A 25058-nucleotide genomic window follows, 5' to 3' on the forward strand; every position below is an offset into this window, starting at 1 on the left:
CCCGGGCGCGCTCGATTGCGCTCCATGAATTTCCTGTCCGACACCACCGCCCCCGCTCATCCCGCCCTGATCGAGGCCATCGCCCGCGCCAATGAGGGCTTTGCGCCCAGCTATGGCGCGGACGCGATCAGCGCGCGGGTGGAGGCGCGGCTAAAGGAATTGTTCGAGACCGATCTGAAAGTAGTATTCGCCGTGTCCGGCACGGCGGCCAATGCGCTGGCCCTGTCCGTGCTATGCCCGTCTGACTCCATGGTGCTGTGCCATGACGAGGCCCATATCCACCGCGACGAGAGGGGCGCGCCGGAATTCTTCACCGGCGGCGCCAAGCTCCTGCCCCTGCCCGGCGCCCACGCCAGGATCGACGCGTCAGCGCTGGAAGACGCGCTGAACCAATGGCCGACCGATTTTGTCCACGCCCCGCCCCCGGCGGTCCTGAGTCTGTCACAGCTTAACGAGGCGGGCTGCGCCTATACGCTGAGCGAGCTCGCCGAGCTGACCGGTCTGGCCCGAGCGGCGGGGTTGAAAATCCACATGGACGGCGCCCGCTTCGCCAGTGCGCTGGCGGGTCTGGGCTGCAGCCCGGCGCAGCTGACCTGGAAATCGGGCGTAGACGTGCTGTGTCTGGGCGCCACCAAGACCGGGGCGCTGGCGGCGGAGGCCGTGATCCTCTTCCCCTCCGTCATGGAGCGGTTCACCCAGTTGCAGGCGCGCCAGAAGCGCTCCGGCCATATGGCGCCGAAGATGCGTTATATCGCCGCCCAGCTGGACGCCTGGCTGGAGGATGGCCTGTGGCTGGAACTCGCCGGTCACGCCAACCGCGCCGCCAAGCGCCTGGCCGGGGGACTCGACCGGATTGAGGGCGTCACCCTCGCCCATCCTGTTGACGGTAATGAAGTCTTCGCCCGGCTCGACGACGGGGTCGCCGAGCGCCTACAGGCCGCCGGCGCCGGCTTCTACGCCTGGCCCGACGGCTCGGCCCGCTTTGTCGCCAGCTGGTGCACGCGCGACGCCGAGATCGACGCCCTGCTGGCCGCGGCGCAGTGACCCGCTGAACGCTTTACACTGGTTGCGCGTTACGGATGTATCCGCCTTCACCAACCCGGAGCCTGATCCATGATGCGTTTCGTCCTTATCGCGGCGCTCGCCGCCCTGACCGCCTGCGCGCCCCAGCCAGAACGGCGCACCTCCAACGTGCCGCTCACCACCGTCGCGGAGGTGGATCTGGAGCGCTATCTGGGCCGCTGGTACGAGATTGCGCGCTATGACAGCCGGTTCGAACGCGGCTGCGACGGCGTGACCGCCGACTATGTCCGCGGCGAAGACGGAGAGATTTCCCTGATCAATACCTGCTACCGGGAGGGTCTGGACGGCCCGGCGGAAGAAGCGCGCGGCCGCGCGCGCGTGGTCCCCGGCTCCAACAACGCCAAGCTGGAGGTGTCCTTCTTCGGACCGTTCTGGGGCGATTACTGGGTCATCGAACTGGACGAGGCCGAGTATCAATGGGCCGTGGTGAGCGAACCGCGCGGGCGCTATCTGTGGATCCTGTCACGCACCCGGCAAATGGAAGACACCGTGCTGGACGCGCGGCTGGCAAGGCTGGAAGCAATGGGGTTCGATACAGGCGCACTGGTCTGGCCAGTGCATGAGCAGGGGACGGGCGCCCGCCGACGCTAATCTTCCGTCTCCGCATTCTCCGCATCGGTAGAGCGGCGCATGGGGCCGCTATAGCGCGGGTCCTGGCGGCGGCGGCGATCGGGGCCGAAATAGCCTGGCGCCTTCACGAAGCGGCGCGGACGCTCGATCATCGAGACCAGGCGGTTATACAGATCCACCGGACGCACCGGCTTGGCGAGGTATTCGTTTACGCCGGCGTTGATCGCCTCCATCACCCGTGTGCGGTCGGTATGGCCGGACACCATGATGATGGGCAGGTATTTGTTCGGGCTGTCGGTGGCGGTGCGGATCAGGCGTGTGAACTCCAGCCCGTCCACATCGCCGAGCATATAGTCGACGAGCGCCAGGTCCGGGCTGGCGTTGCGCATGATCTCGAACGCATCGGCCGCGTCGCGGGTCTCGGTGATCGTGCGCACGCCGAACCCCTGCAGGATCGTGCGCAGGATGGTGGACATGTGCACATTGTCCTCGAGGATCAGGACCCGCACCCGTTCAAAACTGCCTGACATCGCCGGCCCGCACCTTTGCGTGGATAGAGGGACACACTGCCCCGGCCCGGTTAACCAACACTTGCGCGTCTGTTCAAGCCGCATGCGCGGGGCCATATTGGCGGGCATGGCCCGGATCACTGCAGACGACACGCTTTTGCCCGACGGCGTCGGGGATATGAGCCAGGCGCCCTTCGAGGCCGAACCGGGCGCGCTGCCGGCGGGCATTTCCGACCCGCTGAGCCTGCCCGCAAACTGGACGCCGCACCGGCCCGCGCCGCGCGAGAAGTCGGAGGGCGGCAAGGCCTTTGTGCTGGACGCCGAGTACGTCCCGGCCGGGGATCAGCCCGAGGCCATTGCGGCGCTGTGCGAGGGGGTGCGGGGCGGTGAGCGCGACCAGGTCCTGCTGGGGGTGACGGGGTCAGGCAAGACCTTCACGATGGCGAAAGTCATTGAAACCCTTCAGAGACCCGCCCTGATCCTGGCGCCCAACAAGACGCTGGCGGCGCAGCTTTACGGGGAATTCCGCTCGTTTTTTCCTGAGAATGCGGTGGAGTATTTTGTTTCCTATTATGACTATTACCAGCCTGAAGCTTATGTGGCGCGCACCGACACCTTTATCGAGAAGGAGTCCTCCATCAACGAGGCCATTGACCGGATGCGCCATGCGGCGACGCGGTCGGTGCTGGAGCGGGATGACGTCATCATTGTCGCCTCTGTCAGCTGCATTTACGGCATCGGCTCGGTGGAGACCTATACCGCCATGGTATTCGACCTGAAGCGGGGGGAGGACAGAAATCCCCGCGAAATCATGCGCCAGCTCACCGCGCTGCAGTACAGCCGCAACGACGCCGCCTTCACCCGCGGAACCTTCCGCGTGCGCGGCGACGTGCTGGAAATCTTCCCCGCCCACGCCGACACCCGCGCCTGGCGCGTCAGCTTCTTCGGCGACGAGATCGAGTCCATCGACGAGTTCGACCCCCTCACCGGCCGCGCCGAAGCGAGCCTGGACAAGGTCCGCGTCTACGCCAACTCCCACTATGTCACCCCGCGCCCGACGCTGAACCAGGCCATCGCCTCCATCAAGGCCGAGCTGAAAGACCGCCTGGAGTGGATGGAGGCCCATGGCAAGCTGCTGGAAGCCCAGCGCCTGGCCCAGCGCACCGCCTTCGACATCGAAATGCTGGAAGCCACCGGCTCCTGCAACGGCATCGAGAATTATTCGCGCTATCTCACGGGGCGCAAACCCGGCGAGCCGCCGCCCACCCTGTTCGAATACCTGCCCGACAATGCGCTGGTCTTCGTGGACGAAAGCCACGTCACCATCCCGCAGCTCGGCGCCATGTTCAAAGGCGATTTCAGCCGCAAGCGCACCCTGGCCGAGCACGGCTTCCGCCTGCCCTCCTGCCTCGATAACCGCCCCCTGAAATTCGAGGAGTGGGAGGCCATGCGCCCGCCCACCCTGCACATCTCCGCCACGCCGGGCAAATGGGAGCTCAATCAGACCGGCGGCGTGTTCACCGAACAGGTGATCCGCCCCACCGGCCTGATCGACCCGCCCGTGGAGGTGCGCCCCGTGGCCGCCAAGGGCTTCAGCCAGGTCGATGACGTCATCGACGAAGCCCGCGCCACCGCGCAAAAAGGCTTCCGCACCCTGATCACCACGCTCACAAAACGCATGGCCGAAGATCTCACCGAATACATGCACGAGCAGGGCCTGAAAGTGCGCTACATGCATTCCGACGTGGACACGGTGGAGCGCATCGAGCTGATCCGCGATCTGCGCCTGGGCGTCTATGACGTCCTCGTGGGCATCAACCTCCTGCGCGAGGGCCTCGACATCCCCGAATGCGGCCTGGTCGCCATTCTGGACGCCGACAAGGAAGGCTTCCTGCGCTCGGAAACCAGCCTCGTCCAGACCATCGGCCGCGCGGCGCGCAACAGCGAAAGCAAGGTCATCCTCTACGCCGACCGCATCACCGGCTCCATGCAGCGCGCCATGGACGAGACCGAGCGCCGCCGCACCAAACAAATCGCCCACAACACCGCCCACGGCATCACCCCCACCACCGTGGTGCGCGGCGTCTCCGACGTGCTCAAGGGCGTCATGGAAGAAACCGCCAAGGGCCGCAGCGCCAAGGCGCGCGGGAGAGGGCGCGACGGGAAGCGCCCCACCGGCATGGCCGAAGGCCAGGCGGCCTTCGAACCCAATAATCTGCGCGCGGTGGTGGCGGATCTGGAGAAGCGCATGCGCGAGGCGGCGGCGAATCTGGAGTTCGAGGAAGCGGCGCGGATCAGGGATGAGATTAAGCGGTTGGGGGAGTAGGGGGCACGCATTTGATCTGGAAAGAAGATATAGAAACATCAGGACATTCATGTCGCTGCCCTGCTGAAATGAGTTGGGTAGGGTATGACTGACGACAGGCTACATTATGCAGACATGCGGGCAGTGTTATCGCGGACGCGATTGAGCCGTGACCTCGACGGACTATTAATGCCGCTATTTGAAGCGGCATCAAATTCATTTCATTCAACTGCAGAGCGCTGGAAAGAAGATAATCCGGCGAAGGGAACTATTATTGTAGAAATAAATACTGACCCTGACAGTGCGCAGCCTATTTTCACTTTAGATGACAATGGAATGGGCCTGAATGATGAAAACTATAAAAGCTTTCTAACTCCATTTTCTGGGCATAAGCTTGACATTAACGGAAAAGGGTTTGGTCGTTTTATTAATTTTAAGGTTTTTGATGACTGTTTTTATTCGAGTTTATACGACGGTCGACTGTCCACGCCGGGCGCTCGACATTTCATATTTGACGTCTTTAACAATCCAGAAGTTCGTGATGCAGCTAACCGCGCACGATTAAAGCGAGACATTGGCACAAAGCTTGAATTAAGTCAAATTAAAGAAGAGTATCGAGAAATTCTTAGCGCGTCTGACCAAATGGATGTAGTTGAGAGATTTATCAAACATTTTTTATCATATTTTATCTCGCCCAATTCACCAAAAATAATGTTGAATATAGATGGCGTGCAATTCGATATAGCCAAGCATTTTTCTGAGTTTTTTACATCTGATCACCAGTTTAATTTTGATATGACGCTACAAGGCCAGTCATATAGCTTTTCTGGCGCACTCTCGCGTGTTGAGCGTTCAAAGCTTTTCAACAAACATGCAATTCTGTTTCAAGCGTCTGATCGCGTTATCGGCTCTGGACGAGATATCTCTAATAAGATCGGTAGAGAATTTTTTAGGCGAGATGATGATTCAAAATACGTAATCGTGGCTTCTGCATCAGGAGAGTATTTCGACGATAATTCGAACAATGAGCGCACGATAATGACGGCGCCTAGCAGTGATGTTGACGCCATCGTAAATCGGATTGTTGACGAAATTCGAGATCTAGAAACAGAACGATTTGAGGAGATAAAAGAGCGTCAGGGGACTGAGTTGCGCGAAGCATTGATGAAAAGCCCTCTTTTACGCTTAGGCATGCGCGGACAATCAATAAAACAGTATGTTCGAAGCAAACCCAATAGCTGGACAGATGATGAGTTTGTACAGGATCTTGCTGTTCTTCGATACCGAGATACCAAAAATTGGCATGAAGACCTCGAGAAGTCATTAACTGATGTTGCGGCGTTTGAGTCGAAGAAAACTGAAATTTTAAAAAGAGCCGATTCCAACTCCAAAGAAGCACTTGCGGAATATGTTGTTCATCGACGTGCCATTCTTGATATTGCGGATACCTTGAGAAAAATGACAACTGACGGTAGTCGCCCTACTGAGGATGAGTTTCATGATCTAATATTTGCGCGGAACTCGGACAGCACGACGACAAACATGAAGGATCATAACCTTTAGATGATTGATGAAAGACTGTCGTTCTGCGACTTCATTTCGAGTGATCGCACTCTCCATGGCTCTAGACGTCAGAAGGGCGATAAAATTACAGACCTTTTGATGTACGAAGAGGGGGCCATTCTTAAGTCAATTGATAGAAGCACGTTGCTAATAGTTGAATTCAAAAAACCTGGCCGCGATGACTATAAGTACGGAGATAGCGGGAAAGATCCATTTCATCAGGTGATAGAGACTGTGAAGCACATACGTCAAAAAAATGGCCTGACTGCAGACGACGGAACTATACATAGATTTCCAGAGGGAACTAATATAATTGCTTTTATAATTGCGGACATAACAGATAAGCTCAGCGATATATATGACAATCACGACATGAGGCGGTCATGGGACCACATGGGCTATTTTCGATACCACAAGACGTATGATGTTTTTATTGAAGCAATTGGATATGATAAATTAGTTTTAGATGCGAAGAAACGAAACAGTGCATTTTTTGACATACTTCTACATGATCTATTGGCTTAGTATTATAAAGACTTCCTGTGCCATGCGAAAAAACCGGCCAAGAACCGGGGACACATACCTATTTAGACCCCCACTCCTCCCCCTAACACCACGACAGCGAATTCTCGCAAGCGTTCCGGCGGGCCAAGGCCGCCCCGGATTTAATCCGGGGCGCCGCTCAGCGGTGACCGGCCTTCAGGCCGGTCAGCCTTCACGCGCCGGAGACGCCTTGCGGGAGACTCGGCATGGGGTTTGGGGAGAAACCGTATGCGAACACTTTCCATCGAAGATCAGCGGATCATTCATGTTTCGCGCTGATGGGCCATGTCGGACAAGTCGCATATCAATCTCGGCTTTGAAGAGACACAGGCAGCTTTCCAGAGCCCGTCGCAGTCGGCGCGCGTCTGGACGGAAAGCTGGGCCGAGCGTGAGCTTTACTGTCCCGCTTGCGGCGCCGACCGGCTGCAAGCCCATCCTAACAACGCCCCAGTTGCAGACCTCTTCTGCGGGTCATGCTGCGAAGACTATGAACTGAAATCCCAGAAGACAAAGATTGGCCGCAAGGTGCTCGACGGCGCCTGGGCGACGATGCTGGAACGGCTCGCGTCCGCGTCCAACCCAAGCCTCTTCGTCTTGCGCTATGACCGGGATCGCCATGCCGTCAGCGATCTGATCGTTATTCCCAAACACTTCTTCACGACCGACCTAATTGAGAAGCGGAAACCGCTCGCCCCGACGGCGCGCCGGGCTGGCTGGATCGGGTGCAATATTCTGCTAGAGAAGGTCCCGACGTCAGGCCGCATCCAAATCGTGCGCGACGGCGTGCCATCACTGCGCAGTGACGTCATCGAGAAATGGAGCAAGACGGCGTTCCTTCGCGAGACCAGTTCAGGCGCACGCGGCTGGCTTGTAGAGCTCATGACCCAGCCCCGTGAATTCCGGCCATTGAATGGTAGAGTCCATCGAGGAGAGGATGGACCATGCGAAAGAGCCGTTATTCGGAAGAGCAGATTATCGGCATGCTGCGCGAGCACGACGCCGGTGTGAGCACGAAGGAGGTCTGCCGCAAGTACGGCATCTCCGACGCAACCTTTTACAAATACAAGGCCAAGTTCGGCGGGATGTCGGTGTCCGATGCCCAGCGTCTGAAGGTGCTGGAGCTGGAGAACAGCCGGCTGAAGCGGCTTCTGGCCGATGCCATGCTGGACAATGCAGCACTGAAGGACATCGCAGCAAAAAACTTCTGACGCCCGACGTTAAGCGCCAGGCCGTGCACCACATGGTGACCCGGCACGGTCTGAGCGAACGTCGGGCCTGCGCCCTTGCAGAGCTGGACCGATCGACCTTCCAGTATCAGAAGCGCTCAAGCGACGATGACGTCTTGCGCACGCGCCTGCGAGATATCGCCGGCGAGCGTCGCCGGTTCGGCTATCGCCGGCTGGGCATACTGCTCGAGCGCGAGGGCCTTTATGCGAACCACAAGAAGATCTACCGGCTCTACCGAGAGGAAGGGCTGGCGGTCCGGCGGCGGCGTGGCCGCAAGCGGGCCGTGGGAACCCGGCGCCCGATCCTGTTGCCCGTGGCGGCGAACCATCGCTGGAGCCTGGACTTCGTCTCTGACGCGCTGTCAGACGGGCGGCGCTTCCGGACGCTATGCGTGGTCGACGACTTTACGCGGGAGGCCTTGGCCGTCGTGGTCGATACCTCGCTGTCTGGGATGCGCGTGGCCCGTGAGCTTGATCGTCTGATCGAGCAGCGAGGAACGCCGCGCATGATCGTGAGCGACAACGGCACCGAACTGACCAGTCACGCGCTTCTGCGCTGGCAGAAAGAGAGCGGCGTGGAATGGCACTATATCGCACCTGGAAAGCCTACCCAGAATGCCTTCGTGGAGAGCTTCAACGGTCGGTTCCGCGATGAGTGCCTGAACGAGCACCTGTTCTCGTCGCTACACGAAGCACGCGGCCTGATCGAGGCGTGGAGGATCGACTACAACACCCAGCGTCCGCACACCGCGCTTGGTGGGCTTGCGCCCTGTGTCTACGCCGAGCGAACCCGTCACCCCCGGCCCGGCTCGCTTGAGCTACGCGCAAGCTCCGCTCACCGGGCCTTGACCAACCACATCAACCCAGAAAGAAAGGCGAACAGACTCTACTAACTCACGGCCCGGATCAGGGGGCTGGGTCACTCATGGCGCAGATTGAAGCCCTGGGCCAATCTGATTTCACCATTGATGACGCCTACGGGTTCGCCCCGGCGCTCAGCGCGCTTTATCCGGAGAACCGGCACGTCCACGAGAAAATCCGGCAGCAGCTTCAGGTGCTGCGCGATCGCGGGTGGCTTGAGTTCGTTGGACGCGGGCGCTATCGGCTCACACCGTGAACATCTGGCGAACACACTGAATATCAAGTAAGCTGCAACCCGTAAATCAGGGAGCGTAGCAATGGGTCTTTTTCTTGTTCAGTCGCGCGTTGACGCGTTCGTTGACTATATCGCAGAGATCGAAGCCGACGACGCCGATGAAGCCGCCCAGATCGCCTATGACGGCGGCGACGGCGTGGTCTGGAGGCGTCAGGGCGTCAGCGAGTTCGATGACCGGCGCGTTGTCACTCTTGGGGTTCACGGCGAAGAGATCGAGGCGACGGCGCGCGGCGACCTCTAGCTGCCGCTTTATCGATTCCTCCCCAAACCCCATGAAAGCCGATTGTCGCAAGCGCTCCGGCGGGTCAAGGCTGACCGGACTGAAGTCCGGTCACCGCTGTGCGGCGGGCCGTAGGCCTGGCCTTGACGCGCCGGAGACGCCTTGCGGGAGACTCGGCATGGGGTTTGGGGGCGGGATGCTAACGGGACGCTGCGTTGAAATTGCTCAGGATGCGGTAGGTTATCGATGAGTTCGTCGCTTCGATGATCTCAATACGAGCTCCGCGATAGGCGATTTCACTGGACGCCGCGAGATCATATTCAACGTCATTCGAAAACGCTGGCCGCGCCACGCTCCCTGAAAACTCTCTGTAGGAGATATTGATTTTATCCCCTACGCGACCGCTGTAGAGCAGGGTTTGCTGGAATGAATTGACATTAGCCACGACACGCTCTGTCCGCTCGAATTCGCGGTCGCGGCATGCGCGGACATTGAAGACTGTCACCACACAAAGCTCTTCGCTTTCTATCGCTGCCTGAATTGTCTGTGGCGGATCAACCAGAATGTTCTTGCTGAGCGCTCCAAGCTCGCTGGTTGACGCGTTTCCCGTCAGAAAGCTGTGGAAGGTCGACGATTCGTCCTGGCCGACCTGGGGGTAGAAACCGCCGTGAAGGGTATATCCGCCAATTGACGTTCGCTCCCCGACGGTAATCCCTTCCTGAAAGACCAGGTTGCCTTGGGAGAGCATCTCCTCGCCGACCGAAACGGTGACAATTTCGTTCAACGGGGGCCGGCTGAATTGCTCAGCGGGCGCCACATAATTGTATTGCGGCGATACGCAAGCAGTGGCCGTCAGCGTTAAACCCGCGACAAAGAACCAGGCTACAAGTCTCATAACTACCCCCCATATGATGTTGCCGCACGAGCTTAATCAAGTCCGACCTTTGGTAGCAAGCCGATCGTTCGAGTTTCCACGGTTTGTCGGGCCTTCGCCCGCCCCCTCACCCTACCCTTCGCGCGTTCGATTGATCCCCCGGATCAATCTCTCGGAGCTCAGCCCCCATGGTCATGGGGGAGAGGAGGCTGGAACGGGGCATTTCTTTGAGGAAAAGCAAGCGCCGGACGTCTCCGATAGAGGCGCAAAGCCGGAGGCCTCCTCTCCCCCATGACCATGGGGGAGAGGGTAGGGTGAGGGGGCGGGCCTCTCCGTTTCACCTTGCGCGGGCCGCGTGTGCCTGGACCGCCGCACACCCCTCACCCTACCGTTCGGCCGGTCGTCCGGTCCCCCGGACCGGACTTGGCGGCCTCACCCCCTCAGGGAGGGGAGAGGAGGCTGGATCGCCACGCGCAATCCCCCCACTTACCCCCCTCCCCTCCAAACGCCCCCATACTCCCGCCCATGATGAATTTCCGGAGTGATGAGGAGCGGGCGGACCTGATCTCGGCGGCGCGGGCCATGCGCGAGGCGGGGGTGGTGATGCATGAGGTGTCGCGCCAGCTGGGCGTGCCGGTCTCCACCCTGCACCGCTGGGCGGCGGAGGGGGGCTGGCGCACCATGGACATCGCCTCGGCGCGCACCCGGGCGGTGTTCGGCGCGGCGCAGGCCCGGGCGCTCGCCGCGCCCGCGCCGGCCGGTGCGGATGGCGGCGGAGGCGCGGGCGCCCCGCCAGACGCGCCGGACGCGGCCGACCGGATCATGGCCGAGCTGGTGGATCTGCCCGGCGAGGACCGGGATGCGGAGCCGGGCGCCGGGACGGACACGGAGGCCGGCTCCGGGGCCGGAGCTGAGGCCGGGGCCGGGGCCGCGCCGCGGCATGAGTTCATCCACCCGCTGCAGGCGCGGGCGGCGGGGGAGCAGGCGATGAGGGCGGCCGAGGCGCTGATGGCGGCCGGCGATCTGAAAGCCGCCAGCCAGGCCATGAATCTCGCCGAGCGCCTGCTGGGCGCGGCCCGCGCGCTGGAGGCCCTGCCCCTGCCGGTCAGGGCGGACCCGGAAAACCAGCGCCGGCAGGAGGAGGCGGCGCGGGAGGTGACGCGGCGCATGCGCAATCTGGTCCATATCGCCCTGTGCGGACAGGTCCGCAGCCTGCCCCGCTGGGCGACGGAAAAGGGATTTCTCAAGGGCACGCTCTATGAGGACCAGTACACCTGGGAGGACAATGCGCAGGAGGGGTGAAGCGGCGCAAGGAGGGCGTGCGGGCGCCGTGCGGGCGGCGGCGGGTCTGATTATAAAAAGTACTTTACAATGCAAAGTGTGGTGTGATAGCCATGCTCGACGCCGGGCCGGTTCGCGCCCGGCCCCCGTGCATTGAGGAAAGGACACAGGCCATCATGACGACGCGCGACACACATCCGTCCGGCGAGGACCTCGCCTATCTCACCGCCATCGCCCGTTCGGGCGAGGATGCGCCGCTGCTGGGCGGGCGGTTTCTGGTCTGGTGGGCGGGGCTGACCAGCCTGGTGATCCTGGCCCACTGGTCGGCCATGATGGGCTATGGCCCGCTGGGCGCCGGGGCGGTCTGGCCGCTCTGGATCGGCTATATCGTGATCGGCTCGGCCGGGCAGGCGGCGCTGGTCTGGTCCATCCGCCACAAGCCGGGCCAGGGCGCGCCGGCCAACCGCACCGAAGCCGCCGTCTGGATGAGCGCAGGCCTGGGTATTGGCGCGATCTTTCTGGGCGTCGTGGCCGGGGTTCAGGGCGGGCTGCTGGCGCCGGTGTTCTTCAACGTCATCCTGCCTGTCGCGCTGGCGGCCTACGGGACGGCGTGGATGACCGTGGCGCAGGTCTCGCGCCGGGTGGGGCTGTATGCGCCCGCCTTGCTGGCCTTCGCCGGCGCCGGCGCGGGCATGGCGTTTGCGGCGACCCACTGGGTCTATCCGGTGGCGGCGCTGGCCCTGCTGGCGTCGTCGCTGCTGCCGGGCGTGGCGATGCTGCGCAGCGAGCCGCGGAGCCTGGCCTGATGGGCGCGTTCGACCCCCAGGGGCTGGACGATGTCATCCACGGCAAGCTGCGCCTGGCGGTGATGAGCTATCTGTCCGCCGTGGACGATTCCAGCTTCACCGAGCTGCGCGAGCGCACCTCGGCGAGCGACGGCAATCTCTCGGTCCAGCTGCGCAAGCTGGAGGAGGCGGGCTACGTCGCCCAGGACAAGCAGTTCGTCGACCGGCGCCCCCATACACGGGTGCGCATGACGCCCGACGGCCGCAAGGCCTGGATCGCCTATCTCGACGCCTTGCGCGCGATGATCGAGGCGGGGTAGGGGACGCCCCCTACCCCTTCAGCACCTCCACCAGCGTGACGCCCATGCGGGCGGGGCTGTCGGCGACGGTGATACCGGCGGACTTCATGGCGTCGATCTTGTCGTCGGCGCCCCCCTTGCCGCCCGCCACGATGGCGCCGGCATGGCCCATGGTGCGGCCCGGCGGCGCGGTGCGTCCGGCGATGAAGCCGACCATGGGCTTCTTGCGGCCCTTCCTGGCTTCATCCTTGATGAACTGCGCGGCTTCTTCCTCGGCAGCACCGCCAATCTCGCCGATCATGATGATCGACTTGGTGGCGTCATCGGCCAGGAACAGCTCCAGCATGTCGATGAATTCGGTGCCTTTCACCGGGTCGCCGCCAATGCCCACCGCCGTGGTCTGGCCAAGGCCCACCCGGCTGGTCTGGAACACCGCTTCATAGGTCAGGGTCCCAGAGCGCGACACCACGCCCACGCTGCCCTTCTTGAAGATGGAGCCCGGCATGATGCCGATCTTGCACTCTTCAGGCGTCAGCACGCCGGGGCAGTTGGGGCCCAGCAGGCGCGAGGACGAGCGGTCGAGGCGCGCCTTCACCCGCACCATGTCCATCACCGGAATGCCTTCGGTGATGCAGGTGATCAGCTCGATGCCCGCATCGATGGCCTCGATGATGGCGTCAGCGGCGCCCGCCGGCGGCACATAGATCACCGAGGCGGTTGCGCCGGTGGCCTCGCGCCCTTCAGCGACGCTGGCGAAGATCGGCAGGGAGGCCGCGCCGTCCATGCCGCTGGTCCAGCTCTCGCCGCCCTTCTTGGGGTGCACGCCGCCCACCATGCGGGTGCCGTAATAGGCCAGCGCCTGCTCGGTGTGGAAGGTGCCGGTCTTGCCGGTCAGACCCTGGACGAGAACTTTGGTGGATTTGTTGACGAGAATGGACATGGGATTCCTTTGATACGCAGCGGTCAGATGAACGGGTTGATCACGGTGACATCGCCATAGGCCTGGCCGTGATTGAGGTCTTCGGAATAGACGGTCTTGGCGCCGAGCTTTTCAGCCGCGGCGAGGATGGCGGCGTCCCAGTAGCGAATCTGGTAGCGCTGGGCGAGCGACATGGCGCGAAACACCAGCGGCGCATCGATCAGTTGGAACGGCTTTCGCGACAGTTGGCGGACCCAGACTTCCGCCGCCTCCTGCGCCATGGGCGGTTTGCCCTTGCGCACCGCGTTGAAGTAGAACTCGCCCAGTGTTTGCGCCGAAACGCCGAAGTCCGTCGTCAGGAGGCCCTGCGCGATCGCATGCTTTTCCGGGGCGCTTCTCTGGGCGCCCGCTGCGTAGAGCAGGATGTTGGTGTCCAGAAACGTCTCAACGGTCAAAGCGCGGGCTTCCTGAATAGGTCTCGTCCCGGCTGGGCGTCCAGTCCCCCATGTCCCACGATCCCTCGCGCGACAGCTTCAAAAGCGCCTGCGTCACCTCGTCAGCGTCCAGTTCAGCCTGTACGAGCCGCTCCAGATATTCGCGGATCATGGCGTTGACGCTGGTGCGCTTCATGGCCGCCACCACGCGCGCACGGTCCAGCAGATCATCGTCGATGGCCAGGGTGAGGTTTTTGGTCACGAAATCCTTAGCTCCACGTATCCTGTGTTACACATAATACGTGGAGCTCAGATCTAACTCAACCCTCCGGGGGATAGGGATCTTTGCCGTAGGTGTTGCGTTCTCGAATCTGCCCGTTCTTACCGTGAATGAACATTTCCGATTCGTTTCCCTTTGCCCGCTCTCGTGCGACATCAATCGCTTCTGCTTGAGTGCGGTGTACAGACCCTGCCCGGGACGCACCGGCGGTTTTAACCGCCCATCCTTCTGGGTGGGGGACTACATGCTGATCTTTCTTCCGGCTCATCGTTGGTGCTCCGAATCTGAGGCACCACAATTATACCAGAACATAAAATGAACAGCGAGTCTGTTTCGCCCCTACCCCCGCACCGCCTTCACGATCTTCTGCGCGGCGTCATCAAGATCATCGGCCGAGGTGATGTCGAGCCCGCTTTCGTCGAGAATGCGCTTGCCGCGCTCGACATTCGTGCCTTCCAGGCGCACCACCAGCGGGACTTTCAGCCCCACTTCCTTCACCGCGGCGACCACGCCCTCGGCGATGACGTCGCAGCGCATGATGCCGCCGAAAATATTGACCAGAATGCCTTTGACGTTCGGGTCGGCGGTGATGATCTTGAAGGCGTGGGTCACCTTCTCCTTGCTGGCGCCGCCGCCCACATCGAGGAAGTTGGCCGGTTCCGCGCCATAGAGCTTGATGATGTCCATGGTCGCCATGGCCAGGCCCGCCCCGTTGACCATGCAGCCGATCTCGCCGTCCAGCGCGATATAGGCCAGGTCATATTTGGAGGCTTCGATCTCCTTGTCGTCTTCCTCGGTCAGGTCACGCAGGGCGCGCACATCGTCGTGGCGGAACAGGGCGTTGCCGTCAAAGCTGACCTTGGCGTCCAGCACACGCAGGCGGCCGTTCTCCATGACGATGAGCGGGTTTATCTCCAGCATGCTCATGTCTTTTTCGGTGAAGGCCCGGTAGAGGATCGGGGCCAGCGCCGCCATATCGGTGCGCGCCGCGCCGTCGAGGTTCAGCGCATCGGAAATCGCGCCCGCATCGGCGTCCGTGACGCCGGTTTCGGGATCGATATTGAGGGTGATGATCTTGTCCGGCGTGTGCTCGGCGACCTCTTCAATGTCCATCCCGCCCTCGGTGGAGACCACATAGGCCACCCGGCCGGTATCGCGATTGACCAGCAGGGACAGGTAAAGCTCGCGCGCAATGTCCGCGCCGTCCTCGATATAGAGCCGGTTGACCTGGCGGCCCGCCGGGCCGGTCTGGTGGGTGACCAGCGTATTGCCCAGCATCTCACGCGCGTGGCGCTCCACATCCTCCTTGGTGAAGGCCAGCCGCACCCCGCCCTTGGCGTCGGCGGGCAGTTCCTTGAACTTGCCCTTGCCGCGCCCGCCGGCGTGGATCTGGGATTTCACCACCCAGAGCGGGCCGGGCAGCTGGTCAGCGGCCTTGCGCGCCTCTTCGGCGGAAAACACGGCGACGCCGTCGGCGACAGGGGCGCCAAAGGATTTCAGCAGGGCCTTGGCCTGGTGCTCGTGGATGTTCATGGGGCCGGACACTCTTTGTCTTGGAGGAGAAATCGGGGGCGCGGACAGGCTGTCCGCAGCGGCGTCATCGTCGGGCGCGGTTATAACACTGCGCCCCGCGCTGGCAACGCACCTGTCTGTGACAGCGCTCAGTCGCGCGCGCCCGTCAGGCGGGTGCTGACAGCGCCCGCGGCCCAGCCCAGCCCGCCCGCCAGCCCGGCGGTGAGGGCGAGGATCACGGGCAAAGGATCGCCGGTGCAGGCGCCGGCGCCATCAGCCGCTTCACACGCCTCCAGCGCGCGCTCGATGCCTGAGGCCAGAACCAGTGCGGCCAGCTGCCCGGCCAGCACCGGCAGGCCTGCGCCCAGAAGGGTCCAACCGATCCAGGCGCTGAAGCTCAGCGCTTTCAGCCGGGCGCGCAGCCACAGCGCTGCGCCCACGCCGAGCGCCGCGGGGATGACGATCGCCAGAACCGCGAGAACGGTCATGGCCGGGGTCCGGATGCTGGCGCGGGCTCGGGTTCCGCCGCTTCGGGGGTGTCGATCTCCGCCAGACCCGCCGAGGTGGCGCTGAGATAGACGAAAGGCTCGCGCTCGTCCTCGCGCACCGGCTTGCGCACCGAACGGCGCCACAGCATGCCGGCGGCCAGAATGGCGCTGAACACGGCGGCGAACAGGAACAGGCCGCGCGCGCCCAGCGGGCCGGCATAGGCGATGCCCGACAGGATCGGGCCCAGCACCGCGCCGGCGGCCCACACGAGCAGCGTGCCCGACGCGATGGCGGGCAGATCCTCCACCCGCGACCGGTCGGCGGCATGGGCGACGCCCACGGCGTAATAGGCCAGGCTCGCAGCCCCCCACAGTCCCGCCAGCACCGCCCCGCCGACAAGGCCGGGATTGAGCAGCACCGCGAGCAGAAGCGCGAACAGGGCCGACAGACCGGCGAGGCCCGCAATCACCAGGCGCCGGTCGACCCGGTCGGAAATCCAGCCCGCCGGCCACTGCACCAGCATGGCCAGGGTATAGATCACCGCCAGCACCAGCGCGGCGGCGCCCGCGGGCGAGTCCGCCTGCAGGGTTTCAGCCCAGATCGGCATGAAGGCGAGCGTGCCGGTATTGACGATGCCGGCGAAGAACACCGCCGCCGCCGCGGCCGGCGCGATGGTCAGAAGGCGCAGGGGCGATACGGTCGTGCCGGTGGGCAGGGCAGGCTGGCCGCGCCCGGTGAACACGATGGGGATGAGCGCCAACGACAGGAAAATCCCGGCCACCACAAACGTGTCGCCCAGCATCAGCCCGCTCAGCGCAATCACGAACGGCCCCAGGATCAGGCCGAAGCGGCCGACGATCTGATAGGCCGAGATCACCGTCCCGCGCCGTTCGGACGGGGTGGCGTCGGCGATCCAGCTTTCGGCCACGGCGAAAATCCCCGCCGCGCAAATCCCGAAGGCGAAGCGCGACAGCAGCCACCAGGTGAAATCGGAGCCCAGCGCCAGCGCCAGCGTCGTGGCCGCCGCGCCCCCGGCATAGGCGGCATAGGCGCGGATATGACCGATGGAGCGGATGATGCGCGGCGCGGTGAACGCGCCCGCCATGAAGCCCGCGCTATAGCCCGCGATCACGGCGCCGATGGACAGGGCCGACCACTCAGCCGCGTTCATCACCAGCGGCAGGGCCACGCCCAGCGCGCCCAGCGCCACCTGCAACAGCAAGGTGGCGGCCATGACCGTGGCGACATTGCGATAGATAGGCATGGCGGGCGGGGCCTCGCTCGGGCGGTGCGAACAGACGCGCGCAACACATCACGGACCCCGCTGCGGCGCAACCCGCCGGGTCCGCCCGGCTGCGCTTATCTGAGGCGCGCTTAACCGAGGCGCGCCAGGCGCGCGGTCATCCAGTCCAGCGAGGCGGGTCCGGCGCCGCGCAGCGCCAGATACAGTCCCAGCGCCCCCCAGGCGAGCGTGGTGGGCCAGGCCTCGGGCAGGATGAACAGGATGTGCCACAGCGCGCCTACCGCCGCCGTCAGCCCGGCCAGCCGGGTCAGAAAGCCCAGCGCCAGGCTCGCCGTGATCGCCAGCGCCAGCGCCAGCAGCGCCATGGCCGTCAGCTGCGGGTCGATCTGGTTCTGCGTCCAGATGCGCGCCGCCGCCACCAGCCCGGGTTCCGGCGCGATCCAGGCGCGCCAGTCCATGGCGTCGGCGAGCGGCAGGGCGTTGGCGCGGCCCCAGGTCCAGAACTGCGCCCCCAGCGCAAAACGCGCCAGCAAGCCGGCCAGCAGATCCACGCCGCTGGACCCGGCCCGGCGCGCGCCGTCCGGCTGCGCGGGATCCGGGCGCGCCAGATCCGCATGCGCAAGCTCGGCGCGCTCGCCATCATACAGCGCCGCGAAGCGCGTCTCGGGTTTGTCCTTGGCCATATCCCCTCCGGCCCTCGCCGCGCACCATGGCGCTAAAGGCGCGCGCAGTTCAACGGGTTGCGCGAACGAGTCCGGGCCAGCGTGGCGGCGCGGCCACAGGGGGGGTGTCAGGGCGCCCCTAAATATCCAGCAACAGCCGCTGCGGGTTTTCCAGGCTCTCTTTCACGCGCACCAGGAAGGTGACGGCTTCCTTGCCGTCGACGATGCGGTGGTCATAGGACAGGGCCAGATACATCATCGGGCGGATTTTCACCTCGCCATTGATGGCCACCGGGCGGTCCTGGATTTTGTGCATGCCCAGAATGCCGGCCTGGGGCGCATTCAATATGGGCGAGCTCATCAGCGAGCCGTACACGCCGCCATTGGAGATGGTGAAGGTGGCGCCCTGCATGTCCTCGATGGCCAGCTTGCCGTCGCGCGCACGCTTGCCCAGCTCGCCGATGTCAGATTCGATTCTAGCCAGGGATTTGACGTCGCAATCGCGCGCCACCGGCACCACCAGGCCCTTGTCGGTGCCCACGGCCACGCCGATGTCATAGTAGTTTTTATAGATGATGTCGGTCCCGTCGATCTCGGCATTGACCGCCGGCACGTCCTTGAGCGCTGCGACGCAGGCCTTCACGAAGAAGCTCATAAAGCCCAGCTTCACGCCGTGCTTGGCGGTGAAGTCATCCTGGACCTGCTTGCGCAGGGTCATGATCGCGCTCATGTCCGCCTCGTTATACGTGGTCAGCATGGCGGCGGTGTTCTGGGCGTCCTTCAGCCGGCGCGCGATGGTCTGGCGCAGGCGGGTCATCTTCACCCGCTCTTCGCGCGGCCCGGGTTCGCGCGGCTTGGACGCTTGCGCTTTGGGCGCCTCGGCTTTGGGCGCCTCGGCTTTGGGCGCCTCAGCCTTGGCCGGCGCCGGCGCGGCGCCGCCACCTTCCAGCGCTTTGAGCGCATCGCCCTTGGTCACGCGGCCATCCTTGCCGGTGCCCTCGACGGTGTTCAGATCGAGATCGTTTTCCTCCGCCACGCGCCGGGCGGCCGGCATGGCCTTGTTTCCGTCGCCGGACACCGCGCTCTCGGCCGGTTTGTCCCCGGCCGTCTTGTCCTCAGGCTTCTTGTCATCGGACTTTGTCTCTACGGGCTTCGGCTCCGGCTTTGCCGCTTCGGGCTTTGTCTCCTCAGAGGCCTTCCCGGATGATCCCGAGGCGCCGGCGTCCAGCTCGCCCAGCACCGCCCCGATCTCGACGGTTTCGCCCTCCTTGGCCGTGATTTTGGAGATCACGCCGTCTTCCTCGGCGCGCACTTCCACGGCGACCTTGTCGGTCTCCAGCTCCACCAGCACGTCGTCGCGCTTCACGGCGTCGCCTTCGGACACCTGCCAGGCGCCGACAGTGGCTTCGGAAACGGATTCGCCCAGGGTCGGGACTTTGATCTCGGTCATGTCAGGTCTTTCTTCACACGAGGGGGTGTGCGGCGGGGTGTGCGGCGGATCAGGACGGGTCGTCGCCCAGGGCGGATTCGATCAGGGCTTTCTGCTGGGCCTGGTGGCGCGACAGAAGGCCGGTGGCGGTGGAGGCGGACGGCGCCCGGCCGGCATAGCGCGGACGCGCGCTGCGGGTATCGGACTTGTCCAGGCAGAACTCGATATAGGGCTCGACGAAGGTCCACGCGCCCATATTCTTGGGCTCTTCCTGGCACCAGACCACGTCGGCATTGGGGAAGCGCTTGAGCTCGTCAATCACCGATTTGGCCGGGAAGGGATAGAATTGCTCGACACGCAGGATATAGGCGTCGTCCTGCCCGCGCGCCTCGCGCGCTTCGAGAAGATCATAATACACCTTGCCCGAACACAGCACGACGCGGCGGATCTCCTCGTCGGGACGCAGCGTGATCTCGGTGCGGCCCGGCGCGATGTCATCGCGGCCTTCGCGCACTTTGGCGTCGGCGTCATCCCACAGCACGCGGTGAAAGCTGGAGCCCGGACCGAACTCGGCCAGCGCGCTGACGCAGCGCTTGTGGCGCAAGAGGCTCTTGGGCGTCATCAGGATCAGCGGCTTGCGGAAGCCCCGATGGATCTGCCGGCGCAGGATGTGGAAGTAGTTGGCCGGGGTGGAGCAATTGGCCACCTGCATATTGTCTTCGGCGCATTGCTGGAGATAGCGCTCCAGGCGCGCGCTGGAGTGCTCGGGACCCTGACCCTCATAGCCGTGGGGCAGAAGCATGACGAGGCCGGACATGCGCAGCCATTTGCGCTCGGCCGAGGAGATGAACTGGTCGACGATCATCTGGGCGCCGTTGGCGAAATCGCCGAACTGGGCCTCCCACATCACCAGCGTGTTGGGCGCCGAGGTGGCGTAGCCATACTCAAACCCCAGCACCGCCTCTTCGGACAGCATGGTGTCGATCACCTCATAGCGCGCCTTGGCGTTGCTCATGGCGTTGAGCAGGGTGTGGCGCTCCTGGGTGTCCTGGTCGATGATGTGGGAATGGCGCTGGGAGAAGGTGCCGCGCCCGGAATCCTGGCCCGACAGGCGCACCGGGAAGCCTTCGGTCAGCAGCGTGCCGAAGGCCAGATGCTCGGCCGTGGCCCAGTCAATGCCGTCGCCATCCTCCAGCAACGCCTTGCGCCGGCCTTCGATGACGCGCTTCAGGGTGCGGTGGATATTGATGTCCTCAGGGATCGTGGTCATGCCGTCGGCGACCGCCTTGAGCGTGTCCATGTCCACGGCGGTCTGGCCGCGCCGGTCATCTTCTTCCGGCAGGCCCAGCCCCGACCAGACCCCGTCCAGCCAGTCGGCCTTGTTGGCCTTGTAGTCCTTGCCCGCGTCGAACTCGGCGTCGAGGAAGTCGGCGAACTCTTTCACCCAGCGGTCGATATCGTCGCGGCTGACGATGCCCTCGTCGATCAGGCGCTGGCCATACAGCTCCAGCGTCGTCGCGTGGTCGGCGATGGCGCGGTACATGATGGGCTGGGTGAAGGACGGGTCGTCGCCTTCATTATGACCGAAGCGGCGGTAGCAGAACATGTCCACCACCACGTCCTTGCCGAACAGCTGGCGGTATTCGGCCGCCACCTTGGCGGCGTAGACCACCGCTTCGGGATCATCGCCATTGGCGTGGAAGATCGGCGCCTGCACCATCAGCGCCACGTCGGACGGATAGGGCGAAGAGCGCGAATCGCGCGGATCGGTGGTGAAGCCGATCTGGTTGTTGACCACAAAATGCACGGCCCCGCCGGTGCGGTGGCCCTTGAGGCCCGACAGACCGAAGCACTCGGCCACGATGCCCTGGCCCGCGAAGGCGGCGTCGCCATGCAGCAGCAGCGGCAAAACCTTGTGGCTCGACGGTTCGCCGGTCTCGCGCAGGAGCTTGCTCATCTTGGCGCGCGCCTTGCCCAGCACCACCGGATTGACGGCTTCCAGGTGGGACGGGTTCGGGCTCAGCGACAGGTGGACCTTGTTGCCGTCAAACTCGCGGTCCGATGACGAGCCCAGATGGTATTTCACGTCGCCCGAAGCGTAGTCGGCATTGCCCAGCGAATCCCCGCCCTGAAACTCGTGGAAGATCACGTGATACGGCTTGGCCATCACCGCGCCGAGCACGTTCAGGCGCCCGCGGTGCGGCATGCCGATAATGATCTCTTCCACGCCCAGCGCGCCGCCGCGCTTGATCACCTGCTCCAGCGCCGGGATCAGCGACTCGCCGCCGTCCAGACCAAAGCGCTTGGTGCCGGGATAGCGCTTGTGCAGGAAGCGCTCGAAGCCTTCGGTCTCGATGATCTTGCGCAGGATGGCGCGCTTGCCCTTTTTGGAGAAGGCCACGCCCTTGTCCGGCCCCTCGATGCGTTCCTGCAGCCAGGCTTTCTCTTCGGGGTTGGAGATGTGCATGAACTCCACCGCGAAGGTGGAGCAATAGGTGCGTTTGAGAATCTCCAGCATCTGGCGGACCGTGGCGGTCTCCAGCCCCAGATAGCCATTGATGAAAATCTCCCGGTCCATATCGGCCTCGGTGAAGCCGTAGGTTTCCGGCTCCAGCTCCGGCTGGGGGCCAAAGTCCGTGAGGCCCAGCGGATCGAGATCGGCCGCCAGATGGCCGCGCATGCGGTAGGCGCGGATCAGCATGATGGCGGCGATGGAATCCTTGACCGCCTTGTGCACGTCGGCGGGAGAGGCTGCGGGCCCCGAGCGTTTCGCAATGGCGTCGGGCAGGGCGGGCATGACCGCCTCGATATCGCCCAGCGCGCCGATCAGATCGCCATTGGCGCGGCGCGGCCAGTCCTTGCGCCGCCAGGCCGGCCCGTCGGCGGCATGGGTCTGGTCCGTGGCCGCGTCGCCCATCTCGTCAAAGAAGGCGCGCCAGGACGCCGGCACGGACGCCGGGTCCTCGGCGTATTGTGCAGCCATCTGTTCAAGCCAGGCGGCGTTGCCGCCGAACAGGAAGGCGGTGTCGAGAAAGGTCTGATTCTGGGAGGAGCGTGCGTCAGCCATAAAAACCATGTGTCCGCGAACGGAAGACGCGCCCCGGGGCGCGCGGGCGAAGAGGGTCGCCGCTATTTATGACTCTTTGCCGTGAAAGAGAAGCCTGACGCGCTTCAATTCGGCGCCTTTGACGGGATGGCCTTGCAGGGCGGCTTGCACAGGTGCGCAGAGCGTCATTAACCCGTCACGTTGCACAAAGACCCTGTGCCGGCGCGTATCACCGCCCCGGCCAGAAGCGGAAATGGGTGGCGCGTGGAAGGATGGATCTGCTGGCAGCCCTCGCGTCTTACCGCGCCTCTGTGAAGGGCCGCGATCCGCTGGAAACCACGCGGATCGAGTTCATCAATCTCGACCCGCTGCGTGAACGCTATGGCGAACGCTGGCCCAAGGTCCGCGAGCGCATTTTCGATGTGTGCCAGGCCTTTATCCAGCGCCGCATCGGACCGGGCGACATGGTCATGCGCGCCGCCACCGGTTTCATGGTCCTGCCCGGACCGGACCGGGACGAGACGGCCCATGTCTTTACAGAACGCATCCAGAGCGAATTGAAAGCCTTCTTCCTCGGCGTCGAGGATTTTGACGGATTGAGCGTCGCGGCTTCTGTCGCGTCCCTGCCGGCGTCCAGCCTGTTTTCCGCCGTGGAATCGCCCGCTATGGCGGCCGCCGCTGCCGCTCACGAAGCCATAGAAGCCGCGCCTGACGAACCCGAAGCGCCGCGCGCCCTTCGCCCGGCCGAGCCGCCCAGGCTGCCACCCTTCCGTCTGACCTATGAGCCGGTATGGACGGCGGCCAGCGGCTTTGTGGCGCTGCACGAGGTCACGCCGCAAGCGCGCACGCCGTCAAACGGCGTCACCTTGCGCGGCGCCTCTCTCGCCCCGTCCCAGGGCGGGCCGGCCATGCGCATGGAGCTGGACCGGCGCGTCCTCCAGGCGGCGGGGCGGGCCTGGTGCGAGGCGCCCGCCCGCCCGCGCGGCGTGCTGGCCGTTCCGGTGCATTACGAGACGCTGGCCACGCTCAAATACCGCCTTCCCTATCTGGCGGCGTTCAGCACGCTGTCGTCCGGCGCGCGCGGCGCCCTGATGCTGATTGTGCGCGGCGCCCCGGCGGGCGCGCCCTATACCCGCCTCACCGAAGTCTGCCGCAGCGCCAAGGCGGTGTTCTGGCGGGTGATTTTCGAGATTGATCTGGAACAGGTCCGGCTCGACCGGTTTGTGGATGCGCGCGTGGATGTGTTTGAATATCGCGCGCCCGCGCTCATCAATGCCCGGGTTCAGGACGCGATGGCGCGCCTGCACGCCGACGCCGCCCGCCTGGGCGCCCGATGCGCGGTCAGCCAGTGCACCCGCGCCGACCAGCTGATGGCTGCGCTGACGCCGGCGGCCATTACATTACAGGGCCCCTCGTGGGCTCTGAGACGCGCACGATGCGTGCGCCCTATCGCTTCGACCTCGCTGCCGAGGCCAATTTGGCCGCGGCGCCGCAAAAAAGGATGTCCTCATGACAACGCCATCCGCCGAACCGCTGATCCGCGTCGTCTACCAGTCGACCAGCCTGATCAGCCGCATGGAAGGCGCGTTCCGAGCCGAGCTCGCCTCGATCCTGGAATCGTGCGCCCGGACCAATCCGAAACTCGGAATCACAGGCGTGCTGATCTATGACCGGGGGCGGTTCATCCAGTTGCTGGAAGGCACAGCCGCCTCGGTGGATATCCTGCTGGACAATATCGAGGTGGATGTACGCCACGGGATGTTCCAGATTCTGTGGCGCACCCCGGCGTCCACGCGCATGTTCGACAACTGGTCCATGGCCTTCATGGACGCCGCCGCCGCGCCGCTGCCCGCCGACGCCGCCACCAGCTGGGAGCGCGCCGGGCCCATGGAGCTGTCCGCGCGCCTCGCCTTCGCGGCCGCCAATCTGTCCGTGCTCAGCGTTCCGGCGTCCGACGGGCCGGACGATGTCAGGCAGCGCTTCCATCAGCCATCTGCGTGCGCATGACCGGAACCGGCGCGGTCTGGCTTTGCGCCGCGCGCCAGTCATCCAGCGCCCAGCGCACCGAGGGAAAGGCCAGCGCATCCATCGGCAGATCGTCCCACCGGCGAAGGCTCACCTCCAGGCTTTCCGGACCCGGAGCAATGGATGACAGAAGCCGGGCGCGGAAGAATATCTGCACCTGGGAAATGCGCGGCACCGAATAGACCGCAATCAGGCCCTCCAGCGCGATCTCCGCCATAGCCTCCTCGCGCGCCTCGCGCATCGCAGCCTGCTCCACGCTTTCACCGGTCTCCATATAGCCGGCCGGCAGGGTCCACAGGCCCTTGCCCGGCTCAATCGCCCGGCGGCAGATCAGGATACGCCCGCGATCATCCGTGACGACCGCGCCCGCCACGATCTTGGGATTGACGTAGTCGATGAAGCCGCACTCGGCGCACACGCGCCGCGCGCGGTCCTCGCCGTCAGGGGTCTTCAATTCGAACCGGGGCGCGCGGTCTGTCATGGCGGGGCTCTCCGAAAGCGGCGGCGCGCCGCGTCCTTCATCCGTACAAGGAGCGGGATATAATTGAATCGTCACGAAATTCGCGTAGAGTGCACACAATCCGTGGTCTGAGGGCAGGTCAAGC

Annotated in this window: 27 protein-coding genes; 14 read left to right on the forward strand and 13 right to left on the reverse strand. The window is 64.0% G+C overall.

Annotated features, from left to right (window positions below):
* The first annotated feature begins 24 nt into the window (after nt 1–24).
* Both L2D01_00245 and L2D01_00250 read left to right on the forward strand, forming a co-directional pair.
* The gene (locus tag L2D01_00245) at nt 25–1044 is read left to right on the forward strand and encodes a beta-eliminating lyase-related protein (GenBank protein ID WBQ10214.1); all 1020 of its coding nucleotides are present in this window, start codon (nt 25–27) and stop codon (nt 1042–1044) included.
* 69 nt (nt 1045–1113) lie between these two features.
* Entirely contained in the window at nt 1114–1674 is a 561-nt protein-coding gene (locus L2D01_00250) for a lipocalin family protein (protein WBQ10215.1), read from the forward strand.
* Here L2D01_00250 and L2D01_00255 read toward each other — a convergent pair.
* A complete protein-coding gene (locus L2D01_00255; protein WBQ10216.1) occupies nt 1671–2183 on the reverse strand; it encodes a response regulator in 513 nt (170 codons plus the stop codon). The two genes, L2D01_00250 and L2D01_00255, sit on opposite strands and share 4 nt — an antisense overlap.
* A 106-nt stretch (nt 2184–2289) precedes the next feature.
* Between L2D01_00255 and uvrB the strand changes: the two genes are divergently transcribed.
* The 7 genes from uvrB to L2D01_00290 all read left to right on the forward strand — a co-directional run bounded on the left by uvrB (nt 2290) and on the right by L2D01_00290 (nt 9196).
* Nucleotides 2290–4488, forward strand: coding sequence for an excinuclease ABC subunit UvrB (gene uvrB / locus L2D01_00260; protein ID WBQ10217.1), 2199 nt, complete (start codon nt 2290–2292; stop codon nt 4486–4488).
* Nucleotides 4489–4572: 84 nt separating this feature from the next.
* Nucleotides 4573–6030 carry a hypothetical protein gene (locus L2D01_00265; GenBank protein ID WBQ10218.1) on the forward strand — a complete coding sequence of 486 codons (1458 nt, stop codon included), beginning with the start codon at nt 4573–4575 and terminating at the stop codon, nt 6028–6030.
* Nucleotides 6031–6555, forward strand: coding sequence for a hypothetical protein (locus L2D01_00270; protein WBQ10219.1), 525 nt, complete (start codon nt 6031–6033; stop codon nt 6553–6555).
* Nucleotides 6556–6858: 303 nt separating this feature from the next.
* Nucleotides 6859–7581, forward strand: a complete 723-nt coding sequence (locus tag L2D01_00275; GenBank protein ID WBQ10220.1) for a hypothetical protein — start codon at nt 6859–6861, stop codon at nt 7579–7581.
* Nucleotides 7515–8692, forward strand: a protein-coding gene (locus L2D01_00280) for an IS3 family transposase (GenBank protein WBQ10221.1) whose coding sequence is annotated in 2 segments (ribosomal slippage) — nt 7515–7764 and nt 7764–8692 — 1179 coding nt in all. Because the reading frame shifts where the segments join, the coding sequence is not laid out codon by codon here. The genes L2D01_00275 and L2D01_00280 overlap by 67 nt, the downstream gene beginning before the upstream one ends.
* A gap of 32 nt (nt 8693–8724) precedes the next feature.
* Nucleotides 8725–8916 carry a hypothetical protein gene (locus L2D01_00285; protein ID WBQ10222.1) on the forward strand — a complete coding sequence of 64 codons (192 nt, stop codon included), beginning with the start codon at nt 8725–8727 and terminating at the stop codon, nt 8914–8916.
* Between the two features lie 61 nt (nt 8917–8977).
* Nucleotides 8978–9196 carry a hypothetical protein gene (locus L2D01_00290; protein WBQ10223.1) on the forward strand — a complete coding sequence of 73 codons (219 nt, stop codon included), beginning with the start codon at nt 8978–8980 and terminating at the stop codon, nt 9194–9196.
* A gap of 178 nt (nt 9197–9374) precedes the next feature.
* Here L2D01_00290 and L2D01_00295 read toward each other — a convergent pair whose 3' ends face one another.
* Entirely contained in the window at nt 9375–10070 is a 696-nt protein-coding gene (locus L2D01_00295) for a hypothetical protein (GenBank protein WBQ10224.1), read from the reverse strand.
* A gap of 504 nt (nt 10071–10574) precedes the next feature.
* Between L2D01_00295 and L2D01_00300 the strand changes: the two genes are divergently transcribed.
* The 3 genes from L2D01_00300 (at nt 10575) to L2D01_00310 (ending at nt 12435) form a co-directional block, all read left to right on the forward strand.
* Nucleotides 10575–11351 carry a hypothetical protein gene (locus L2D01_00300; GenBank protein WBQ10225.1) on the forward strand — a complete coding sequence of 259 codons (777 nt, stop codon included), beginning with the start codon at nt 10575–10577 and terminating at the stop codon, nt 11349–11351.
* 155 nt (nt 11352–11506) lie between these two features.
* Nucleotides 11507–12136 (forward strand): hypothetical protein, encoded by a 630-nt coding sequence (locus tag L2D01_00305; GenBank protein ID WBQ10226.1) that lies wholly within the window; start codon nt 11507–11509, stop codon nt 12134–12136.
* Nucleotides 12136–12435, forward strand: a complete 300-nt coding sequence (locus tag L2D01_00310) for a transcriptional regulator (protein ID WBQ10227.1) — start codon at nt 12136–12138, stop codon at nt 12433–12435. Before L2D01_00305 ends, L2D01_00310 begins: the two co-directional genes overlap by 1 nt.
* A gap of 10 nt (nt 12436–12445) precedes the next feature.
* Here L2D01_00310 and sucD read toward each other — a convergent pair whose 3' ends face one another.
* The 10 genes from sucD to L2D01_00360 form a co-directional block, all read right to left on the reverse strand.
* Nucleotides 12446–13354: a succinate--CoA ligase subunit alpha gene (gene sucD / locus L2D01_00315; protein ID WBQ10228.1), complete on the reverse strand. Its 909-nt coding sequence runs from the start codon at nt 13352–13354 to the stop codon at nt 12446–12448.
* Nucleotides 13355–13377: 23 nt separating this feature from the next.
* Nucleotides 13378–13788 carry a PIN domain-containing protein gene (locus tag L2D01_00320; GenBank protein ID WBQ10229.1) on the reverse strand — a complete coding sequence of 137 codons (411 nt, stop codon included), beginning with the start codon at nt 13786–13788 and terminating at the stop codon, nt 13378–13380.
* Complete coding sequence (locus tag L2D01_00325; protein WBQ10230.1) at nt 13778–14029, reverse strand: DUF6364 family protein; 252 nt, start codon at nt 14027–14029, stop codon at nt 13778–13780. The genes L2D01_00320 and L2D01_00325 overlap by 11 nt, the downstream gene beginning before the upstream one ends.
* Before the next feature lie 58 nt (nt 14030–14087).
* A complete protein-coding gene (locus L2D01_00330; protein ID WBQ10231.1) occupies nt 14088–14315 on the reverse strand; it encodes a DUF2188 domain-containing protein in 228 nt (75 codons plus the stop codon).
* A 71-nt stretch (nt 14316–14386) separates the two neighbouring features.
* Nucleotides 14387–15580 carry an ADP-forming succinate--CoA ligase subunit beta gene (gene sucC / locus L2D01_00335; protein ID WBQ10232.1) on the reverse strand — a complete coding sequence of 398 codons (1194 nt, stop codon included), beginning with the start codon at nt 15578–15580 and terminating at the stop codon, nt 14387–14389.
* Between the two features lie 128 nt (nt 15581–15708).
* Nucleotides 15709–16047 (reverse strand): hypothetical protein, encoded by a 339-nt coding sequence (locus L2D01_00340; GenBank protein WBQ10233.1) that lies wholly within the window; start codon nt 16045–16047, stop codon nt 15709–15711.
* Nucleotides 16044–17312: an MFS transporter gene (locus L2D01_00345; protein WBQ10234.1), complete on the reverse strand. Its 1269-nt coding sequence runs from the start codon at nt 17310–17312 to the stop codon at nt 16044–16046. Before L2D01_00345 ends, L2D01_00340 begins: the two co-directional genes overlap by 4 nt.
* Before the next feature lie 110 nt (nt 17313–17422).
* Nucleotides 17423–17974 carry a hypothetical protein gene (locus L2D01_00350; GenBank protein WBQ10235.1) on the reverse strand — a complete coding sequence of 184 codons (552 nt, stop codon included), beginning with the start codon at nt 17972–17974 and terminating at the stop codon, nt 17423–17425.
* 118 nt (nt 17975–18092) lie between these two features.
* Nucleotides 18093–19403, reverse strand: a complete 1311-nt coding sequence (gene odhB / locus L2D01_00355; protein ID WBQ10236.1) for a 2-oxoglutarate dehydrogenase complex dihydrolipoyllysine-residue succinyltransferase — start codon at nt 19401–19403, stop codon at nt 18093–18095.
* Nucleotides 19404–19452: 49 nt separating this feature from the next.
* A complete protein-coding gene (locus tag L2D01_00360) occupies nt 19453–22449 on the reverse strand; it encodes a 2-oxoglutarate dehydrogenase E1 component (protein WBQ10237.1) in 2997 nt (998 codons plus the stop codon).
* Nucleotides 22450–22700: 251 nt separating this feature from the next.
* Here L2D01_00360 and L2D01_00365 point away from each other — a divergent pair, with 251 nt between their 5' ends.
* Nucleotides 22701–24098: a hypothetical protein gene (locus tag L2D01_00365; GenBank protein ID WBQ10238.1), complete on the forward strand. Its 1398-nt coding sequence runs from the start codon at nt 22701–22703 to the stop codon at nt 24096–24098.
* On the forward strand, nt 24004–24435 hold the full coding sequence (locus L2D01_00370) for a BLUF domain-containing protein (protein WBQ10239.1): 432 nt from the start codon (nt 24004–24006) through the stop codon (nt 24433–24435). Before L2D01_00365 ends, L2D01_00370 begins: the two co-directional genes overlap by 95 nt.
* On the opposite strand, the gene L2D01_00375 is transcribed toward L2D01_00370, so the two are convergent.
* Nucleotides 24398–24934 (reverse strand): NUDIX hydrolase, encoded by a 537-nt coding sequence (locus L2D01_00375; GenBank protein ID WBQ10240.1) that lies wholly within the window; start codon nt 24932–24934, stop codon nt 24398–24400. The genes L2D01_00370 and L2D01_00375 overlap by 38 nt on opposite strands.
* Nucleotides 24935–25058: the final 124 nt, after the last annotated feature.

The sequence above is a fragment of the Hyphomonadaceae bacterium ML37 genome (assembly GCA_027627685.1).
In the GTDB taxonomy this organism is placed as follows: Bacteria; Pseudomonadota; Alphaproteobacteria; order Caulobacterales; family Maricaulaceae; genus Oceanicaulis.

Excerpts from the sequence above, each read along its gene's own strand:
- L2D01_00360 (WBQ10237.1), bottom strand. The coding sequence starts at position 22,449 with ATGGCTGACGCACGCTCCTCCCAGAATCAGACCTTTCTCGACACCGCC.
- L2D01_00350 (WBQ10235.1), bottom strand. The coding sequence starts at position 17,974 with ATGGCCAAGGACAAACCCGAGACGCGCTTCGCGGCGCTGTATGATGGC.
- L2D01_00310 (WBQ10227.1), top strand. The coding sequence starts at position 12,136 with ATGGGCGCGTTCGACCCCCAGGGGCTGGACGATGTCATCCACGGCAAG.
- L2D01_00295 (WBQ10224.1), bottom strand. The coding sequence starts at position 10,070 with ATGAGACTTGTAGCCTGGTTCTTTGTCGCGGGTTTAACGCTGACGGCC.
- sucD (WBQ10228.1), bottom strand. The coding sequence starts at position 13,354 with ATGTCCATTCTCGTCAACAAATCCACCAAAGTTCTCGTCCAGGGTCTG.
- L2D01_00345 (WBQ10234.1), bottom strand. The coding sequence starts at position 17,312 with ATGCCTATCTATCGCAATGTCGCCACGGTCATGGCCGCCACCTTGCTG.
- L2D01_00300 (WBQ10225.1), top strand. The coding sequence starts at position 10,575 with ATGATGAATTTCCGGAGTGATGAGGAGCGGGCGGACCTGATCTCGGCG.
- L2D01_00275 (WBQ10220.1), top strand. The coding sequence starts at position 6,859 with ATGTCGGACAAGTCGCATATCAATCTCGGCTTTGAAGAGACACAGGCA.
- L2D01_00265 (WBQ10218.1), top strand. The coding sequence starts at position 4,573 with ATGACTGACGACAGGCTACATTATGCAGACATGCGGGCAGTGTTATCG.
- L2D01_00250 (WBQ10215.1), top strand. The coding sequence starts at position 1,114 with ATGATGCGTTTCGTCCTTATCGCGGCGCTCGCCGCCCTGACCGCCTGC.
- L2D01_00270 (WBQ10219.1), top strand. The coding sequence starts at position 6,031 with ATGATTGATGAAAGACTGTCGTTCTGCGACTTCATTTCGAGTGATCGC.
- L2D01_00375 (WBQ10240.1), bottom strand. The coding sequence starts at position 24,934 with ATGACAGACCGCGCGCCCCGGTTCGAATTGAAGACCCCTGACGGCGAG.
- L2D01_00285 (WBQ10222.1), top strand. The coding sequence starts at position 8,725 with ATGGCGCAGATTGAAGCCCTGGGCCAATCTGATTTCACCATTGATGAC.
- L2D01_00370 (WBQ10239.1), top strand. The coding sequence starts at position 24,004 with ATGGAAGGCGCGTTCCGAGCCGAGCTCGCCTCGATCCTGGAATCGTGC.
- L2D01_00305 (WBQ10226.1), top strand. The coding sequence starts at position 11,507 with ATGACGACGCGCGACACACATCCGTCCGGCGAGGACCTCGCCTATCTC.
- L2D01_00290 (WBQ10223.1), top strand. The coding sequence starts at position 8,978 with ATGGGTCTTTTTCTTGTTCAGTCGCGCGTTGACGCGTTCGTTGACTAT.
- L2D01_00365 (WBQ10238.1), top strand. The coding sequence starts at position 22,701 with ATGGATCTGCTGGCAGCCCTCGCGTCTTACCGCGCCTCTGTGAAGGGC.
- odhB (WBQ10236.1), bottom strand. The coding sequence starts at position 19,403 with ATGACCGAGATCAAAGTCCCGACCCTGGGCGAATCCGTTTCCGAAGCC.
- L2D01_00340 (WBQ10233.1), bottom strand. The coding sequence starts at position 16,047 with ATGACCGTTCTCGCGGTTCTGGCGATCGTCATCCCCGCGGCGCTCGGC.
- L2D01_00330 (WBQ10231.1), bottom strand. The coding sequence starts at position 14,315 with ATGAGCCGGAAGAAAGATCAGCATGTAGTCCCCCACCCAGAAGGATGG.
- L2D01_00255 (WBQ10216.1), bottom strand. The coding sequence starts at position 2,183 with ATGTCAGGCAGTTTTGAACGGGTGCGGGTCCTGATCCTCGAGGACAAT.
- sucC (WBQ10232.1), bottom strand. The coding sequence starts at position 15,580 with ATGAACATCCACGAGCACCAGGCCAAGGCCCTGCTGAAATCCTTTGGC.
- L2D01_00245 (WBQ10214.1), top strand. The coding sequence starts at position 25 with ATGAATTTCCTGTCCGACACCACCGCCCCCGCTCATCCCGCCCTGATC.
- uvrB (WBQ10217.1), top strand. The coding sequence starts at position 2,290 with ATGGCCCGGATCACTGCAGACGACACGCTTTTGCCCGACGGCGTCGGG.